We start from the raw sequence: 18,309 nt of genomic DNA, 5'->3' as shown, positions 1-18,309 counted from the left end.
ACTAAACCTCTTGCTTCCAGTTAAGGGTACGTAATACATCCGCAAATACGCCTGCTGCAGTCACTTCTGAACCTGCACCATAACCACGTAATACCATCGGGATTGGTTGATAGTAACGGCTGTAAAACGCTAACGCATTCTCGCCATCTTTGACTTTATTCAGTGGATCAGATTCTGGCACTGCCGCGATCGATACTTTACATTTACCGTCTTCAATTTGGCCGATGTAACGTAATACTTTACCTTCTTGTGCTGCTGTCGCTTGCAGGTCAGCAAAGTACGCATCTGCTTTTGGCAGATTCGCCATGAACTCTTCATTGGTCCCTGTTGCATCAAAGCCAGCTGGTATTGCTTCTTCAACTTCAACTTGCTCTAGCGTTAAATTCATGCCCGCTTCACGGGCAATAATTAATAATTTACGGGCGATGTCCATGCCGCTTAAATCTTCACGTGGATCTGGTTCCGTAAAGCCATTATCGCGTGCTTGCGCTGTTGCTTGCGAGAAACTCATGCCTTCATCTAATTTACCAAAGATGTATGACATTGAACCCGATAAAATACCGTTAAAGCGCTCTAGCTCATCACCAGCACTTAATAAGTTCTGTAGATTTTCGATCACTGGCAGGCCAGCACCTACGTTGGTATCGTATAAGAAACGACGACGGGTTTTTAATGCCGTTGAACGCAACTCGTGGTAATAATCCATGCTCATGGTGTTGGCTTTCTTATTCGCCGCGACAACATGAAAACCACTGCCGAGGAAGTCAACATACTGACTCGCCAAGTTATCATTACTGGTACAGTCCACGATCACCGGGTTAATGATGTGACTGTTTTTAACTAAGTCTTCAAGTTGCGTTAATGAAAATTCAATATCGCTTGCGGCAAGATCGTCTGCCCAGTTTGTTAATGACAAACCTTCTGAATCTAATAACATCTGACGGCTATTAGCGATACCGCATACACGGATCTCGATTTGACGTTTTGCTAAGAAGGCTTTTTGACGTTTAATTTGTTCAACCAATGCCGCACCAACACCACCACAACCTAATAAGAACAGGTCGATGTATTGTTGCTTACCAAAGAAGATATCGTGCGATGCTTTAATGGCTTCATTGGCTTTGCTTTCATCAATAACCGCAGAGATAGAACGCTCTGATGAACCTTGCGCAATCGCAACAAGGTTAACCGATGCTTGGGCTAATGCAGTAAAGAAACGCGCTGCGATGCCATTGGCTTTACGCATGCCGTCACCAACCAGTGACACAATGGCTAAACCATCACGCATCTCGATAGGCTCGAGTAACTGGTTACTGATCTCGAGTTTAAATTCGCTATTCAACGCTAGTTTGGCTTTGCTGGCATCATAACTGTGGATACAGAAACTAACGCTGTATTCTGAAGATGACTGAGTAATAAGGGCAATTGAAACACCGGCGCGAGACACAGTTTCAAAAATACGGCCAGCCATGCCAACCATACCTTTCATACCGGGACCCGATACGTTAATCATCGTCATGCCACCAAGCTCTGATAATGATTTAACTTCAGCTTGAGTTTTTGACATTTGGCCGCCAATTAAGGTGCCTTCGCCTTCTGGATTTTTGGTGTTCTTAATCAAACAAGGAATGTGGTGCAGGGCAATCGGGGCAATCGTTTTTGGGTGTAAAACTTTAGCACCAAAATAAGACAGTTCCATTGCTTCTGGGTAACTTAATGTCTTCAGTAATTTGGCATCTTTTACTAAACGTGGATCACAAGCGTAAACACCGTCTACGTCTGTCCAGATCTCACAACAATCCGCATACAGACACGCTGCTAATACTGCTGCTGAATAATCAGAGCCATTACGACCAAGTACAACCGTGTTGCCTTGTTCGTCGCCAGCAGTGAACCCAGGCATTAAATAGATGTGGTCAGTTTTAATTGGCTCTTGTTCGAAGCGTGCACGCGATGCTTCAATGTCTACCGATGCTTCTAATACACTACCTTGGCCAACAAGTTTGTCTTGTGGCACGATCACTTCAACTTTAAAACCACGTGCTAATAACAGTTGCTCCATGCAAACAATACTTAGCTTTTCACCGGTACATAAAATCTTCGCTTCAATATTTTCAGGGCATTGCGATAATAATTTAACGCCGTATAAATATTCTCTTAATGTCGCTAACGAGGTTGCAAGCTGCGCGAATGCTAATTCGTCATTAAAATTAACGTATTGCGTTTTCAAACCCACAATAAGCGCATTAAAAATACCGTCGATTTCTGCGAGTGAAGACTCTGCGTCAAGGCCACGAACTGTTTGTTGCACCGCGGCAACCAAGTTGTTGGTGACTTTTGCTGGCGCAGATAATACCAATGCTACCTGTGATTGTTCAATGTTACTCACAGAGATATCTGCAGCACAGGCAAATCGTTCAGCATTCGCTAACGATGTACCACCAAATTTTAAAACTCGCATCCTTTGCTCCTTAATTGATACAAAAAAGCCCGTTCCTAAATGGTAACGGGCTTTTTCATTATTTCTGTCTTAGCCCTACGAATCATCCCACCGTTGTAATAACAGTGTTAATAATGGTGGTGGTAATGAACGCTAAGCAATAAGTCATAATTGTTTATATATAGTCTGTTAATAAATCTGATTATAATTTCAATACCTATAGCAATATCAAAAAATGCGACGTTAATCAAGTTTAAAATCGATTTAGTTGTCTATAGCAACATCGCTAAATCAAGCTAAAGATGTTGAAACTAAGAGTAAACATGTTGAAATAATGTAAAAACATTGCGATATTGAAGCATCTCTTATGTCCAAGGATTTGTTGTATGGAAAAAGTCTTAGAAGCGCAGATTGCCGGTTCTATATTAGCGTCATGTGATGCTTTTTATAGCCGCTTTTTAGAAGTCACCCGTGGTGCCAAATTACGTTTTGAAAATGCCGATTGGCATGGTGTGCAAATTGCGGCGAAAAAACGTATCAGCCTTTATGATTACCACGTCGGTAAAACCGCACAACAAATTCAAGCGCTCGCTGCTGAAACAACAGCCGAGCAGCCATTTTTACAAAACATAAAATGTGAGTTCGAAGCACTGCTACAGCATTATCCTAATTTTGAAATTGCCGAGAGCTTCTTTAACTCTGTTTATCGTCGCGTCTTTAAACACACCAATATCTACAAAGACCAACTCTTTATCACCAATGCCAATCGCGTGCGTGATCCGACATACCCAAATAATTTTTATCGCAGTTATACCCGCGGTGGTAACTTCTCGGAGATCTTACGCAAGATCATCACAGGTTATACTTTTACCGCACGTTGGGAGAATCTAAATCGCGACCTCGACAATGTCGTCGACTACCTTAACCAACATGCACCTAAGCAACTTACCGATGCCAAACACATCGAAGTGCAGATGCTTAATGAAGTCTTTTATCGCAACAAGGGCGCTTACCTGATGGGTAAGATCTTTGCTGATGGGCAAATGTATCCTCTGGTATTCCCGATTTTAAATAATGAAGAAAACGAGATCTATTTAGATACGGTGATTTTTGAGAAAGAAGAGACCAGTATTCTATTCGGCTTTGCACGTGCTTACTTCTTTGTTTATGCGCCAGAACCCGGTGCAATAGTACAGTTTTTAAAACCGATGATCCCGCATAAGACCAACTTTGAGATCTACTCGGCGATTGGTTGCCAGAAACATGCAAAGACCGAATTTTTTCGCCACTATATAAAGCACCTAGAAAGCTCCGACGATCAGTTTATTATTGCCCCGGGTATTAAAGGCATGGTGATGAGCGTATTCACCCTGCCCTCTTATGGCGTCGTCTTTAAGATCATTAAAGATAAATTTGCGCCGCCGAAGCAAATCGATCACGCCACGGTGAAAGCCAAGTATCAGATCGTAAAATCCCACGATCGTGTTGGGCGTATGGCTGATACCCAGCAATTTAAGAATTTTGCTTTTCCCAAAGATCGTTTCAGTCAGGAACTGCTCGATGAATTATTAGCCGTTGCGCCGTCAGTAATAAAACTGACTAACAGTAAAGTAGTGATCAAACATCTGTATATTGAACGTAAGATGATCCCGCTAAATATATATCTGGAACAGGCCAATGAACAAGAGCTTGATAATGCCATTGATGAATACGGTAATGCCATTAAACAGCTCGCTGCCGCAGATATTTTTCCGGGTGATATGTTGTTTAAAAACTTTGGCGTAACCCGTCATAATCGGGTGATTTTCTACGATTATGATGAGATCTCTTATATGCATGAAGTTAACTTTCGCTACATACCAAAATCGCGTTATCCAGAAGACATGATGATGGCTGAACCTTGGTTTGCTGTTGCACCCAATGATGTATTTCCAGAAGAGTTTGAAACCTTCTTGTTATCGCGACCTGAAATTAACAAACTGTTTAAGAAGTATCATTCAGATTTGCTTGATGCTGACTACTGGAAAGGGCTACAAGACAATATCAGTCGCGGTAAATACAATGATGTATTCCCTTATCGTCGAGCTCGACGTTTTATTCGCGATGATTAATCATTAATGACATGTAGATAAGTAGGTAAGTAATAGGTAATAGGTAAATAATAGGTAGCGTTAATATTCTATCACTAACGCTACCTACTAATTACGACCGCTTACGGCTACAACGGTTTATAACTTAAGTTATTTGATTCTGGCTGCTGCTATTTATAAACCGTCGATTACAGCAGTGGCTCTTTCGCGACCACGACACCGTTTAAGTCGGCATAGATATAATCACCTTCAGCAATGCTCACACCAGCAAATTGTAAATCAATACCAGCATCCCCTAAACCACGTTTCTCTGTTTTTACCGGAAAAGCCGTTATCGCTTTCACGCCGAGTTCCAACGTATTAATCGTAGCAACATCACGAATAGCACCATAAATCACAAAACCTGCCCAGCCATTACTGACTGCATTTTCAGCAATCATATCGCCGAGCAACGCACGTCGTGTGGAGCCGCCGCCATCAATGACTAAAATACGCCCCTGTCCTGGCGTGCCAGCGAGCTCTTTGACCAGCGAGTTATCTTCAAAACATTTAACGGTTACGGCTTGGCCACTAAAAATAGTCGCTTTACCATAACTTTGAAAAATGGGGTCCATCACGGATAATTGGTCGAAATGTTGATCACACAGATCGGGTAATAGGTCTAACATAGTCCATCCTTAGCGTCGTTATTGTTGATAGCTGACAATCCCATAGCAATGTTGCGTGATTCGTTAATAACAGCAAAATTGGCTACAACTACTAACATATTAGCGCAGAACAATTATTCCGATCTATAATTAATTAACAAAGTCCATACATAGATAATTATCTACCAATAAAACTTACCAAGTTGTAATTTGATTACATTTTCACGAATAAAAAGACAGTTTAATTCTGTTAATTTGAATGAAGCCAAACAAGACACTGCGAATAAACAACACAACGTCATATTTAGATCAAAAAACAAGATAAATAAGTACTATAAACCAGCAATCATCAGATTAACGTGGAAAAAATAAGCCATAAGCACCCTTTTACAAAAATATTTACACGCTAAACAACCGATGTAGGCAGGGCGTACGCACAAATATCGGTTCGATTGAGTCGAACCTATACACGCTTAAGGTCACGTTTTAAATTACAAATTAAATCATAACATCCTGATTTATATAACTTAAAATACAATGTCATACAAAGTGGTTCAACTAGCTTTAATTAAGATAAGCATTGTAACGACGCCTTTCAACTAAAATATAGCCAATGAGGGTTATTTGATAAATATCAAATCATGTTGAGTTATTACGTAACATAATTACATTAGGTTGTTATGCGGCTGTTAATAACATATAATCCTATAGTTAAGGAAGCCATAATACTAGATATCCTGCCGCAGCTAGCTGTTTTAGATAAATAGTCTTATATTTCATGGATGTATTACTCTTACTCCTGAGTTAATTGTGATAGATACTCTATCAATTGACAGGGCACTATTTGATCCAAAGCGGAACTAGGTACGTTTATGCAAACCCCAAACATTCTTATCGTAGAAGATGAACTCGTTACACGTAACACCCTAAAAAGCATCTTCGAAGCTGAAGGTTATTCAGTACATGAAGCAAGTAACGGCGATGAAATGTATGAGATCATTGCCAATAATCCTATCAGCTTGGTAATCATGGATATTAACCTTCCAGGTAAAAATGGCTTATTGTTAGCACGTGAACTACGTGACAAACATAATTTAGCCCTGATGTTTTTAACTGGTCGCGACAATGAAGTTGACAAGATTTTAGGTCTAGAAATTGGTGCTGACGATTACATTACTAAGCCATTTAACCCACGTGAATTAACTATCCGTGCGCGTAATCTACTTGGCCGTACGTTTACTAAATTGCCTGTAGCAGACGAAGAAAAAGCCATCATTGAAGAATATGAATTCAATGGCTGGCGTTTAAATATCAACAGCCGTTCTTTAATTAGTCCACTGGATGATTCATTTAAACTACCACGTAGTGAATTCCGTGCAATGCTACACTTCGTAGAAAACCCGGGTAAAATTCAAACTCGTGCAATGTTATTGAAAAAAATGACTGGCCGTGAATTGAAACCACACGATCGTACTGTTGATGTCACTATCCGTCGTATCCGTAAGCATTTTGAAAGCATTGCTGATACGCCAGAAATCATCGCGACAATCCACGGTGAAGGTTACCGTTTTTGCGGTGAATTAAGCTAAGCAACAGACCGCTAGCGATACCGAAAATGTCAGCAATGAATGACAGATACAAAAAAAGCGCTTATTAGCGCTTTTTTTATGTCTGGTAAAAATGTCATAGCAACATACTTAACTGGTATGACTTAAGTAATATTTTCACGCCCTTTAACACCACGTAAAATAGCTTGCATCAACTCACTCGCATCAAACTTTGTTAACGCTTCATCTGCGCCAATTTGCTGTGCGCGTTCAGTACTAATTGAGCTCGATAGTGAGGTATGCAGAATAATATAAGTTGCCGATACATTCGGCGTACTACGCACTTCAAATGCAACTTCATAACCATCTAATCCTGGCATTTCAATATCACTGACCAACACATCGATAGGTTTACCTGATTCAACTGCCGTTTGCATGGTTGTTAGCGCATCTTGACCATTTTTAGAGACTTGATAATGGATCCCAGCTGCGTCTAACGCGCTAGCAAGTTGATTACGAGCAACCATTGAATCATCGACCACAAGGATCTCTTTATTACGCAGTTCTTCAAGCTCTGCGGCCGTGAATTGCGGTAATTCGATATTCTCATCATCAGGGTAAATGTCAGATAACAAACGTTCTACGTCCATCAGTTGCACCAATTTCCCTTCAAGCTCCATCACACCTGTCGTATAGATATTACAACCCAGTGTTGGACTCGGCGCGGAAATATCTTTCCAACTACACTCCATGATCTTGTCGATATGACGCACTAAGAAACCAACAATTTGGCGACTACAGTCGGTAATAATAATATTACACGAATCGTATTCTTCTTTCGTCACAGGGCGATAACCCACTGCACTTGCCATATCAATAATAGGAATAGTCCGACCACGTAACGTCGCAGCGCCCATGACCATAGGGTGAGATCCGGGTAACGAATACAAACGTGTAGAAGGCACAATCTCTTGTACTTTCAACGTACCAATCGCAAACTTCTGCTGCAGATTCAATTTAAATAATAATAAACCTTGTGACTGACCCATTATTCTTCCTACCCATAAATTAATATATTGACGACGACAATCGAGACTATAGCACAATTCAGCATATATATAATTTCACAGGACTAAAATCAGTTATTAAACCGCCTTGCTATGATGTAAAACATAAAGGCAATGAGCAATCTAGTACGGATAAAATACAAAAAAAGGCCGCAATAATTGCGACCTTTCATTTATTAACACATCAGCGAATGACGAGTAACCTAAGTTATTAACCTAGGCTATCAACCTAAACGATTAACCTAAGTTAACGCGTGCGTTGCGGAACATACGCATCCACGGGCTATCTTCGCCCCATTCTTCTGGATGCCATGAGTTGCTCACACTGCGGAATACACGTTCCGGATGTGGCATCATGATAGTTACGCGACCGTCAGTCGTCGTTAGACCCGTAATACCTAATGGCGAACCATTTGGATTAGATGGGTATTGCGTCGTTGGTTGACCGTAGTTATCAACGAAGTTAAGTGCAACCGTACCACTGTTGTTCAGTGCTTGCAGATGTGCGTCATCACGTAATTCAATACGACCTTCACCGTGAGATACAGCAATTGGCATTCTTGAACCAGCAAGGTCACCTAAGAATATTGACGGATTTTTCGGTACTTCAACTAAGCTGAAACGTGCTTCAAAACGTTCAGATTGGTTGGTAACGAAACGTGGCCATAACTCTGAACCGGGGATAAGTTCACCCAAGTTAGATAACATCTGACAACCATTACATACACCCAGTGAGAAGCTGTCTTCACGTTCGAAGAATGCCGCAAACTGGTCGCGTGCTTGTGGGTTAAACAAGATTGATTTAGCCCAACCTTCACCCGCGCCCAATACGTCACCGTAAGAGAAACCACCACAAGCGGCAAGGCCTGCGAAGTCAGCTAGGTTAACGCGTCCGCTAAGGATATCACTCATGTGAATATCTTGAGCAGCAAAGCCAGCACGATCAAATGCAGCCGCCATTTCCGTTTGCGAGTTTACACCCTGCTCACGTAAAATAGCCATTTTAGGTTGTACACCAGTCATGATGTAAGGTGCTGCAATATCTTCGTTAACATCAAAGCTTAAGTTAACGTTTAGACCAGGGTCTTTGACGTCAAGTTTAAGATCAAACTCTTGCTGCGCACAGCTCGGGTTGTCACGTAGCGCTTGCATTTTAAGCGTTGTTTCAGCCCAAATTGCACGGAAGTAAGTTCGGCTTTCAGCTAATACGTTGTCGCCATTACGCGTGAAACGTACCATATCATCAGTGTTTGTCGAACCAATTACATGACAACATGCTGCTAGACCGTGGCCTGCTAATGTTGTTAGTACTTGTTCTTTCATTGCTGAAGATACTTGGATAACCGCGCCGAGTTCTTCTGAATAAAGTGCAGCAAGATCATCTGTACCCAACATATCAAGTTCAACATCAACACCACAGTGACCAGCAAATGCCATCTCTGTTACTGTTGAGAATAAACCACCGTCACTGCGGTCATGATAAGCCAGTAGTGATTGTTCTTTCACTAATACTTGCATCGCATCGAAGAAGCCTTTCAGCTGCTCAGCGCTATCCACATCTGGTGTATGTTGACCCAGTTGCTTGTATACTTGTGCTAATGAAGATGCACCTAGACGGTTTTGACCATTACCTAAATCGATAAGGATAAGGTCGGTATCACCTTTGTCAGTGCGTAGCTGTGGCGTTACTGTTTTACGTACGTCAGTCACACGACCGAATGCAGTAATAATCAGTGATAATGGTGAAATAACTTCTTTGTTTTCACCGTTATCTTCCCAGCGCGTCTTCATTGACATTGAATCTTTACCGACTGGAATAGTCAGGTTCAATTCAGGACAAAGTTCTTCGCCAACGGCTTTAACAGCTGCGTATAAACCAGCATCTTCACCTGGGTGACCTGCTGCAGACATCCAGTTAGCAGAAAGGTTGATGCGCGTTAAATCACCAATCTCTGTTGCGGCAATATTCGTTAACGCTTCAGCAACAGCCACACGGCTTGATGCAGGGAAGTTTAACAATGCTAATGGCGTACGTTCACCAATTGCCATTGCTTCACCAGCGTAAGTATCAAAACTTGCTGCTGTTACTGCGCAATCGGCTACCGGAACCTGCCAAGGACCGACCATTTGATCACGTGCAACTAAACCCGTTACCGAGCGGTCACCAATCGTGATCAAGAACGTCTTCTCAGCAATTGCTGGTAAACGTAATAGGCGTTCTGCTGCATCTTTCACTGTGATACCAGTAAAGTCTAATGCTTCACCTTTTGTCACTAGCGTTGTTGCGTCACGGTGCATCTTAGGTGCTTTACCTAATAATACTTCCATTGGCATATCAATCGGTGTTTCGTTTAATAACGAATCCGTTACAGTCAAATGCAACTCTTCAGTCGCTACACCAACCACAGAGAATGGTGTACGTTCACGTTTACAAATCGCTTCGAATGTTGCTAGGTTTTCAGGTGCAACAGCCATAACGTAACGTTCTTGTGATTCATTACACCAAATCTCAAGCGGTGACATGCCTGGTTCATCGTTGTTAATATCACGTAATTCAAACTTAGCACCACGACCACCGTCATGTACTAGTTCAGGGAATGCGTTAGATAAACCACCCGCGCCCACATCGTGAATGAAGGCAATCGGATTGTCGTCACCCATCTGCCAACAACGGTCGATAACTTCCTGACAACGACGTTCCATTTCTGGATTCTCACGTTGTACAGAAGCGAAATCTAAATCTTCGTGTGATTGACCTGAATCCATTGATGAAGCAGCACTGCCACCTAAACCAATGTTCATTGCCGGACCACCTAGCGCGATTAATTTAGCGCCAACTGGAATATCACCTTTTTGAACGTGCTGGTCACGGATGTTACCGAGACCACCAGCAAGCATAATCGGCTTGTGGTAACCACGTATTTCCACACCGTTATGGCTGTTAACTTCAGCTTCATACGTACGGAAATAACCTAATAGGTTAGGACGACCAAATTCATTATTAAATGCTGCGCCACCAAGTGGGCCTTCTAGCATAATGTCTAATGCACTAACGATACGACCAGGTTTACCAAAGTCGGTTTCCCAAGGCTGTTCAAATGCTGGAATACGTAAATTAGATACGCTGAAACCAACTAAACCTGCTTTCGGTTTCGAACCACGACCCGTTGCGCCTTCATCACGAATTTCACCACCAGAACCTGTCGCGGCACCAGGCCAAGGAGAGATTGCTGTTGGGTGATTGTGAGTCTCAACTTTCATCAGAATTTGAATATCTTCTTGGTGATATTCATACTGCTGCGTTTTTGGATCAGGGAAGAAACGGCCGGCTTTTGAACCTTCCATTACAGAAGCATTATCTTTATAAGCAGATAAAACATGATCACCCGTTTGTTCGAAGGTGTTCTTGATCATCTTGAATAATGATTTCTCTTGGTCTTGGCCATCAATGGTCCAATCCGCATTAAAAATCTTATGACGACAATGCTCTGAGTTTGCTTGGGCAAACATCATTAATTCGATGTCATTTGGATTACGTTTTAGCTGGTTAAAGCTCGCAATCAAATAATCTATTTCATCTTCAGCCAGTGCTAAACCTAATTTAGCATTCGCATCGACAAGTGCCTCACGGCCACCCGCTAAAATATCAACAGACTTTAATGGGCGCGCTTGTGCTTGAACAAATAATTGTTCAGCTGCATCTAGACAATCAAATACAGATTCCATCATACGGTCGTGCATCAAGCTTGCTGCAGTTTGTAGTTGGGTTGCTGTAAGAGGTGTTTTTGAAGAGATGTAGTAAGCGATGCCACGTTCAAGACGTTTTACGTTAGAAAGGCCGCAGTTGATAGCGATGTCAGTAGATTTAGAAGACCAAGGAGAGATAGTGCCGGGACGAGGAGTAACAAGAAGGAGAGTTCCTTCGGGAGCGTGCTCTGTAATTCTTGGCCCGTAGGTCAACAATTTTTCCAGGACACTCCGTTCTTTGTCACTGAGCGGGGTTGTTACATCGGCAAAATGGACGTACTCCGCATAAATTGTTATATCCGATAATCCTACATCATTACATCGTTCGACTAGTTTACTAGTACGAAACTCAGAGAGCGCTGGCGCTCCTCGCATTATATGCATTAACTTTTTCTCACTAAAAGGGTTACTGGGGAAAAATCCCGGCCATTATATGCAAATTATGACCATAACGATAGCGTTACATGAGCAACAAGTTAATTTACTAATAACTTTTTTTGCGCCTTAGCCGATAACATCATTAACAGTATTGATAACATTGTCATTTCATAGACATACAAATACTGTTTTTTTATACAGTCAACCGTCATTCACTATTGTGTAATGGTACTTAAAACGCTATAAAGATAGATCCCATATAGTTATTTATATTCTCATATTAAAAGGTTATGACTTGCAGACATTTTTAGCACGCTTACAACGCTTTTTTAAACCTTGCTTGATCTTTATCTTGAGCGTGGCCGCTTCTGGCTGCATGCAAGAAAAAGATACCAGAACACAATTAGAAAAGATCCAAGCAGCGGGCGAATTACATGTAAAGACCATTTATGGTCCTGCTAACTACTATATTGAAGGTAACAAACCAGCTGGGCTAGAATACGAATTATTAAAACAGTTCAGCGATTATCTGGGTGTCGAGTTAATTATCCATCCCTACCATTCTCTCGAAAGTATGTTAGAAGCCAAGACCACCAAAGCTAAACCTTTTGCGTTATCTGCAGCGGGCTTAACACGCACCAAAAAGCGTTTAGCTGAATATCGGATGGGACCAAGCTATTATGATGTTAAACAGTTACTTATTTATCGTAAAGGCAGCCTAAGACCACGTAACCTACAACAGGTTGTCGACCCTATATATGTAGTAAAAAGTTCAAGTCATGAAGAGTATGTGCAAAAACTGCAACGTGATTACCCTGAACTCAACATTACTTATAAAACCTTGCCTGATGAAGAAATTTTATTTAAAAATTTAGAAGACGGGAATATCAAGTTAGTGATGGCCGATGATACGTCTTTATCTCAGCATCAATATTATTACCCACATCTAAATGAAGCCTTCGAACTGGAAAAGGAACTTGATGTGGTTTGGCTTATGGATAAGAACGATGATGATTCATTAGCCACTGCAGTACTCGCTTTTTTCACCTTGCAAGAAATATCGGGCAAGATGGAGTTACTACAAGAAAAGTACTTTGGACATATCGATACCTTTGACTTTGTTGATACTCGTTATTTTTTACGTCGTATTGATTCACAACTGCCTAAATACGAGGCTTTATTTCGTCAACACGCAGGGCAATTAGATTGGCGCTTGCTGGCGGCCGTCAGTTACCAAGAATCGCATTGGGATCCCAATGCAAGATCCCCGACTGGGGTGCGTGGCATGATGATGTTAACTTGGCCTACTGCCAGAGAGTTTGGCGTTACTTCACGTATTGATCCCCAGCAAAGTGTTCGCGCGGGCTCAGCTTATTTAGCCAAGCTAATTAACCGCTTGCCAGATACCATTGCCGAACATGAAAAACCTTGGTTTGCGTTAGCCGCTTATAATATCGGTTACAGTCATTTAATTGATGCGCGTAAAATTACCGAAAAGCTTGGTGGCAATCAAAATAGCTGGACTGAAGTCAAAGCCATCATCCCATTATTACAGCAACGTAAATGGTATAAATATACCCGTTTTGGCTATGCGAGGGGTAATGAAGCGGTGAAGTATGTCAGCAATATCCGTAAATATTACGATAGCTTGCGCTGGTTTGACGAACAAATAAATATGACCGAAAAAGTAGCCCGTGATATGGGATTTGAATTATCAACAGAGACAGAACAAGTATGGGAAAGCATCGACGCAGAGTGACATTAATCAGCTGTCACAGCTGTCACAATATCCACATAAAACTGACATAAAAGTTTCATGTGCATCTTATTTATATTACTGTATGTTAATGAACATAAAGATAAAAAAACGCCTAGGACTAGGCAGCGAAAATTAAAATCAAAGGAAAGCATGATGCTAAAGAAAAGAGCAAAATTAAAAGTAAAATCACCAAGACGCCAAATATCTCGTTCAAGAACAAACCGTTCGCTACTTAACCGCCAACGATCTTTCTTTTTACAAAATGAATTTGAAAATCAACCCGCTATTCTAGACTAATCTTTCTGCAAGCGCTTCAGGGCTTTTTTCTCTTTACGGCGTCGTTTAAAAAACTGACTTAATAATGCGCCAGTCTCACTAGCAAAAACCCCTGAACGTACTTCAATTTGATGATTCAATTGAGGATGTTCAACCAGATTGAATACCGACCCCGCCGCACCTGTTTTTAAATCTGCCGCACCATAAACCAACCGTTTCACTCTGCTGTGCACCATTGCGCCTGCACACATAGAGCACGGTTCCAACGTCACGTACAAAGTAGCTTCCACAAGTCTATAATTCTCAACCGTTTTACCTGCATCACGCAGTGCCATAATCTCGGCATGCGCAGTCGCATCGTGTAAATTAATCGACTGATTCCAGCCTTCACCAATGATCTTATCATCCAGCACTACCACAGCACCGACCGGTATTTCATCAATCGCTTCAGCTTTGCCTGCAAGCATGATCGCATGTTGCATCCAGCGGTCGTCCGCTTGTAACTGTTCAGGCGTAAGGGCTAAGTTAACATCTATATCAGAAACAGGATTGCTATCTTTTGTTGTTTCTGTAGCTGCAATAGCGCCTTCAGGTGTGGTTACCAACATAGTTTCGGTAATAGCATTAGTATTGGCTACAAGCGTACTTTCGGTAATCGTTTCGGTAATAGCGTCAGTTACATCTTTCGTCATGGCGGTCTACGGTGCGGTGTGATTTATGTAGATAATAACATAAATCAAAGCTCATCATAAAACTCAGTTTAAATAACTATTAAACAACAACTTAAGCTCATCTAATTAATCCCTCCCCTTACATTAACAACCTTAATTATACGTAATAATACTTAATCATTAGAGTCTTTGTGGCTTTTAAGTAAAGGTGACGACCTGACACGAAAGACAACATGGAAATGATGACAATGAAGTTAGTAAATTTAAGGCGTTACACCGGAATTATAATCGGCTGCATGGCAATAAGTGCCTGCCAATTAGATGAAGAAAATGACCAAGCGCCAATGGATATGTACGTACCATTTTCTATTAGTGCACTGCCTATGCCGAATGACGGCTATGGCTATGATGAAGATTTGACTATTTCATTGCCAGGAGAGAATGACGTTTTCGACGATGATCTAGAAAGTTTCTATCGTAGCTCAGATACCGTTTATGCCGCGTTAGATGGCTGGGGTTTATGCACCGAGCCACTGCTCATTCCAATTGAGAATCTAAATGGCGCAGAAAGGACCCCGCTTGATCCTGCAACATTAGCCAATAATGTTGTCTTAGTAGCAGAAGATGGCGTACTTGTTGTTGCCAATATATCGGCAACCAGTGAAAATATTCAAATTGAATGTACGACGACACTGAAAGAAAATACCACTTATTACCTTGCGATTAACGACCAAGTAACAACCCAAGATGGCATAAACCTAAAAGCAGATAGCGCATTAACCAATTTATTAGCCGCCGATGACGGTGAGCTAACAGATCAAGAAGTTGACGTTAAAGAGCAAATCAATACTGCAATGGCCGTGACAGGAATACAAGTTGAGAACATTGCTTATGCGGCGCAATTTACCACCCAGAGTAGTTATGCTATTTCAGATGCTATCATTGCAAATAATCAATCTGCATCTCTTGGGCCGCTAGTACCTAACAAGGTAGATGAGCCGCGAGGAAAATATGATACTTATACTGCAGAATTAACCTTACCCTTCTATTTACCTTTCACCAAAGAGGATGAAAAGGACTGCCTAGTCGATGAGTTTGATCCTATTGGTTCATGCCCTGCACTTTACGATTGGATGAGACCAGATAATGATCCAGACGGTCATTTAACCCGCGGTAACCCCCTGCCAGCGTCAACGCCATTAGCGATTACTGTCGATGTTTATACACCAAAAAAATGGGCAGAGAAAGGCAGACTCCCATTACCTGTGGTGCAATTTATTCACGGTGTAACAGCCAATAGAGGCACTGCATCATTAATGGCCCAAGACTATACAGATATGGGTTATATGGTTGTTGCCATTGACATGCCTTATCATGGCGAGCGCATTATGCACGACAGAGAGGGTAATCCAATCGGTGCTGAAATTAATAAAGGCGATTTCATTAACATCAGTTCTCCATTAACGCTCCGAGGTAACTTAAATCAAGCTGTATCTGACAACCTGAGCTTGCGTAACGCTTTAATTGCCGCGCCTTGGGCAAATGAAGACGACGTTCACCTTATTGGTCACTCACTGGGCGGTATTGTGTCAGTGATGGTCAGTGAAATGTCACAGCCTTCAGCGGCCCTAAGAACTAATAATTTATCATACAAAACCGTTAACTTCGCCGTGCCAGGTCAAGGCCTGGTTAACTTAGTTTTAACCTCTGATATGTTAGGGCCAGAAACAGAGGAATCAGTGAAAAAATCACCGGATATTCAACGTGGTATCGCAGAAACCGTGATCCCAGACCTGTGCCATAGCAACAGCACTAACGAAGAGTGCATTGTAGCATTACGTGCCTTTAGGGCAGAATCGCCCCACAACACCGGCGTTGTCTCTCAACTTGAAGATGATATCTACGCCCTGATTTTACCAAGCTTCAAGCAAGGTGTTCAAACCAGCGTTGACAGTGCAGACCCTGCGACGTTTACCCGTCGTCAAGTCGCGAACCTACAACCTACCTTGCTAATTGAAGCGGTCGGCACTTGTGGTGAAACCTGTGAAGTCGGTGAATACATGCCCGATTATGTTGTACCAAATAATAGCCCTATCAATGTATTAACCGGAACCGATCCATTAATCACCGCATTAGCCTTAGACGATATCAGAGATGATACCTTCAGTGGTAGCGGCTCTGACAACACTATTCGAGGAGTGATCCGCGCGACAACGGGTGGTCATGGTACTTACCTTTTCCCTTATGAAGGACCAATGGATGAAAGCGGTGCACCCGGCACATCCGATCTCGGTAAAGTACGAACAGCAACAGAAACACAGCAAATAGCCGTTCGCAGCATGGTCTTTAGTGATGGCCGCGAAGTAGAAATTGATGATCATACCAACATTGAAATCGAGGAAGTAGAATGAAACACTTACGTCGCGCTTACCCAATAATGTTATTAGCCTGCGTGAGTGGTCAAACTTACGCTGCGGGCTTCCAACTCAATGCCCAATCTGCAACAGGCTTAGGCCGTGCATTTGCAGGTGATGGTATTATTGCCGACAATGCTTCTGTGATGGCTAAAAACAGTGCCGCGATGGCATTATTTGATCAACCGTCATTATCTGTCGGCGCCATTGGTGTCGTCAGTGATGTAAGTCTCACTGATGCCTCTTATACTCCGATGTTCGGTGATACTGTTGATGCTAATGTTGACGATATTGCGAATGCAGCATTCATCCCCAATTTTTATTATGTTCATCCTATTGCTGACTCCGATTTAACATTGGGTCTGGCGATGTATTCTAATTTTGGTACCAGTGTCGAATTCCCTGATGATTATGTAGCCAGTGAATTTGGTGGCGAAACATCGCTTACCAGTATCAACATTGGTCTTTCAGCGGCTTATCAACTCACAGAAAATTTGAGTTTGGGTGCCGGACTGGATGTTATTTACGGTGAAGGTCAAATTTCTCGTGAAAACCTGCTTGAAGTAGAAGCCGACGGCGTCGCTTATGGCTTTAATCTTGGATTAGCGTATGAGTTTAACGATAATAACCGTATTGGTTTAAGCTATCGTTACAGCCCTGATTTAGAAGCAAGCGGTGATGTGGATATGACGGGACAAGGGGATGCACCAAGTATCAATATTCCATTGCCCGACATGATAGAGCTATCTGGTTACCACCGTGTCATGCCAAAACTGGCATTTCACTACAGCGTTCAGTTTGTACAGTGGTCTGAGTTTGATTCACTAAGCTCTGATGGGTTTGACAGTAATATTAAAGATTATGAGTGGGGTGATGCTGGGCATATTTCTGTTGGCACTACCTATTACCCATCAGAAAGTTGGGAATTACGCGCGGGTTATATGTATGACCATGCGCCAACCGACACCTTGGAATCAGTATCAATACCGGATTCAAACCGTCACTGGTTATCAGTCGGTACGACATACAAACTATCGCAATCACAAAGTATTGATTTAGGCATCAGTTATATCCTTGCTGAAGATACCGCTGTAGAAGAAAGTCTCACGACAATACCGGACACAGAATCGAGCATTAATGCTGTTGTAGAATCCAGCGCTTGGTTATTTGGCCTGCAGTACAACTATTCGTTTTAACTATTTATCCCTGCATTAAGAACATACTCACTTGCTTGATAGTCTATTTATAGTGAGTGAGTATGCTATTAATAACC

The 18,309-nt window shown here is 42.0% G+C and carries 11 protein-coding genes; 6 read left to right on the top strand and 5 right to left on the bottom strand.

Annotated elements, in window-relative coordinates:
• Nucleotide 1 precedes the first annotated feature (1 nt).
• On the bottom strand, nt 2-2,461 hold the full coding sequence (gene thrA / locus A923_RS0112625; protein WP_017222040.1) for a bifunctional aspartate kinase/homoserine dehydrogenase I: 2,460 nt from the start codon (nt 2,459-2,461) through the stop codon (nt 2-4).
• Nucleotides 2,462-2,826: 365 nt separating this feature from the next.
• On the opposite strand from thrA, the gene aceK reads away from it, so the two are divergent.
• The gene (gene aceK, locus A923_RS0112620) at nt 2,827-4,551 is read left to right on the top strand and encodes a bifunctional isocitrate dehydrogenase kinase/phosphatase (RefSeq protein ID WP_017222039.1); all 1,725 of its coding nucleotides are present in this window, start codon (nt 2,827-2,829) and stop codon (nt 4,549-4,551) included.
• Nucleotides 4,552-4,718: 167 nt separating this feature from the next.
• Here the strand turns inward: aceK and A923_RS0112615 are convergent, their stop codons facing one another.
• Nucleotides 4,719-5,198 carry a putative 4-hydroxy-4-methyl-2-oxoglutarate aldolase gene (locus tag A923_RS0112615; RefSeq protein ID WP_017222038.1) on the bottom strand — a complete coding sequence of 160 codons (480 nt, stop codon included), beginning with the start codon at nt 5,196-5,198 and terminating at the stop codon, nt 4,719-4,721.
• 851 nt (nt 5,199-6,049) lie between these two features.
• Here A923_RS0112615 and arcA point away from each other — a divergent pair.
• Nucleotides 6,050-6,766: a two-component system response regulator ArcA gene (gene arcA, locus A923_RS0112610; RefSeq protein WP_017222037.1), complete on the top strand. Its 717-nt coding sequence runs from the start codon at nt 6,050-6,052 to the stop codon at nt 6,764-6,766.
• A 122-nt stretch (nt 6,767-6,888) separates the two neighbouring features.
• Here arcA and A923_RS0112605 read toward each other — a convergent pair whose 3' ends face one another.
• Together A923_RS0112605 and purL are read right to left on the bottom strand one after the other, a co-directional pair.
• A complete protein-coding gene (locus tag A923_RS0112605; RefSeq protein WP_017222036.1) occupies nt 6,889-7,773 on the bottom strand; it encodes a chemotaxis protein in 885 nt (294 codons plus the stop codon).
• A 255-nt stretch (nt 7,774-8,028) separates the two neighbouring features.
• Entirely contained in the window at nt 8,029-11,922 is a 3,894-nt protein-coding gene (gene purL, locus A923_RS0112600) for a phosphoribosylformylglycinamidine synthase (RefSeq protein ID WP_026006226.1), read from the bottom strand.
• A 289-nt stretch (nt 11,923-12,211) separates the two neighbouring features.
• On the opposite strand from purL, the gene mltF reads away from it, so the two are divergent.
• Both mltF and A923_RS23100 read left to right on the top strand, forming a co-directional pair.
• Nucleotides 12,212-13,675: a membrane-bound lytic murein transglycosylase MltF gene (gene mltF / locus A923_RS0112595; protein WP_017222034.1), complete on the top strand. Its 1,464-nt coding sequence runs from the start codon at nt 12,212-12,214 to the stop codon at nt 13,673-13,675.
• A gap of 153 nt (nt 13,676-13,828) precedes the next feature.
• The gene (locus A923_RS23100; RefSeq protein ID WP_192810688.1) at nt 13,829-13,972 is read left to right on the top strand and encodes a hypothetical protein; all 144 of its coding nucleotides are present in this window, start codon (nt 13,829-13,831) and stop codon (nt 13,970-13,972) included.
• On the opposite strand, the gene tadA is transcribed toward A923_RS23100, so the two are convergent.
• Nucleotides 13,969-14,559, bottom strand: a complete 591-nt coding sequence (gene tadA / locus A923_RS0112590; protein WP_157532842.1) for a tRNA adenosine(34) deaminase TadA — start codon at nt 14,557-14,559, stop codon at nt 13,969-13,971. The genes A923_RS23100 and tadA overlap by 4 nt on opposite strands.
• 311 nt (nt 14,560-14,870) lie before the next feature.
• Between tadA and A923_RS0112585 the strand changes: the two genes are divergently transcribed.
• Together A923_RS0112585 and A923_RS0112580 are read left to right on the top strand one after the other, a co-directional pair.
• Nucleotides 14,871-17,033 carry a hypothetical protein gene (locus A923_RS0112585; protein WP_026006224.1) on the top strand — a complete coding sequence of 721 codons (2,163 nt, stop codon included), beginning with the start codon at nt 14,871-14,873 and terminating at the stop codon, nt 17,031-17,033.
• On the top strand, nt 17,030-18,232 hold the full coding sequence (locus tag A923_RS0112580) for an OmpP1/FadL family transporter (protein ID WP_017222031.1): 1,203 nt from the start codon (nt 17,030-17,032) through the stop codon (nt 18,230-18,232). The genes A923_RS0112585 and A923_RS0112580 overlap by 4 nt, the downstream gene beginning before the upstream one ends.
• Nucleotides 18,233-18,309: the final 77 nt, after the last annotated feature.

The sequence above is a fragment of the Moritella dasanensis ArB 0140 genome (assembly GCF_000276805.1).
Classification (GTDB): Bacteria; Pseudomonadota; Gammaproteobacteria; order Enterobacterales; family Moritellaceae; genus Moritella; species Moritella dasanensis.
The sequence above is the reverse complement of the archived record's forward strand: the minus strand, read 5'-3'. Positions and strand labels throughout refer to the sequence as shown.

Coding starts and splice junctions, on each gene's coding strand:
- thrA (WP_017222040.1), bottom strand. CDS start 2,461: ATGCGAGTTTTAAAATTTGGTGGTACATCGTTAGCGAATGCTGAACGA.
- aceK (WP_017222039.1), top strand. CDS start 2,827: ATGGAAAAAGTCTTAGAAGCGCAGATTGCCGGTTCTATATTAGCGTCA.
- A923_RS0112615 (WP_017222038.1), bottom strand. CDS start 5,198: ATGTTAGACCTATTACCCGATCTGTGTGATCAACATTTCGACCAATTA.
- arcA (WP_017222037.1), top strand. CDS start 6,050: ATGCAAACCCCAAACATTCTTATCGTAGAAGATGAACTCGTTACACGT.
- A923_RS0112605 (WP_017222036.1), bottom strand. CDS start 7,773: ATGGGTCAGTCACAAGGTTTATTATTATTTAAATTGAATCTGCAGCAG.
- purL (WP_026006226.1), bottom strand. CDS start 11,922: ATGCATATAATGCGAGGAGCGCCAGCGCTCTCTGAGTTTCGTACTAGT.
- A923_RS23100 (WP_192810688.1), top strand. CDS start 13,829: ATGCTAAAGAAAAGAGCAAAATTAAAAGTAAAATCACCAAGACGCCAA.
- tadA (WP_157532842.1), bottom strand. CDS start 14,559: ATGTTGGTAACCACACCTGAAGGCGCTATTGCAGCTACAGAAACAACA.
- A923_RS0112585 (WP_026006224.1), top strand. CDS start 14,871: ATGAAGTTAGTAAATTTAAGGCGTTACACCGGAATTATAATCGGCTGC.
- A923_RS0112580 (WP_017222031.1), top strand. CDS start 17,030: ATGAAACACTTACGTCGCGCTTACCCAATAATGTTATTAGCCTGCGTG.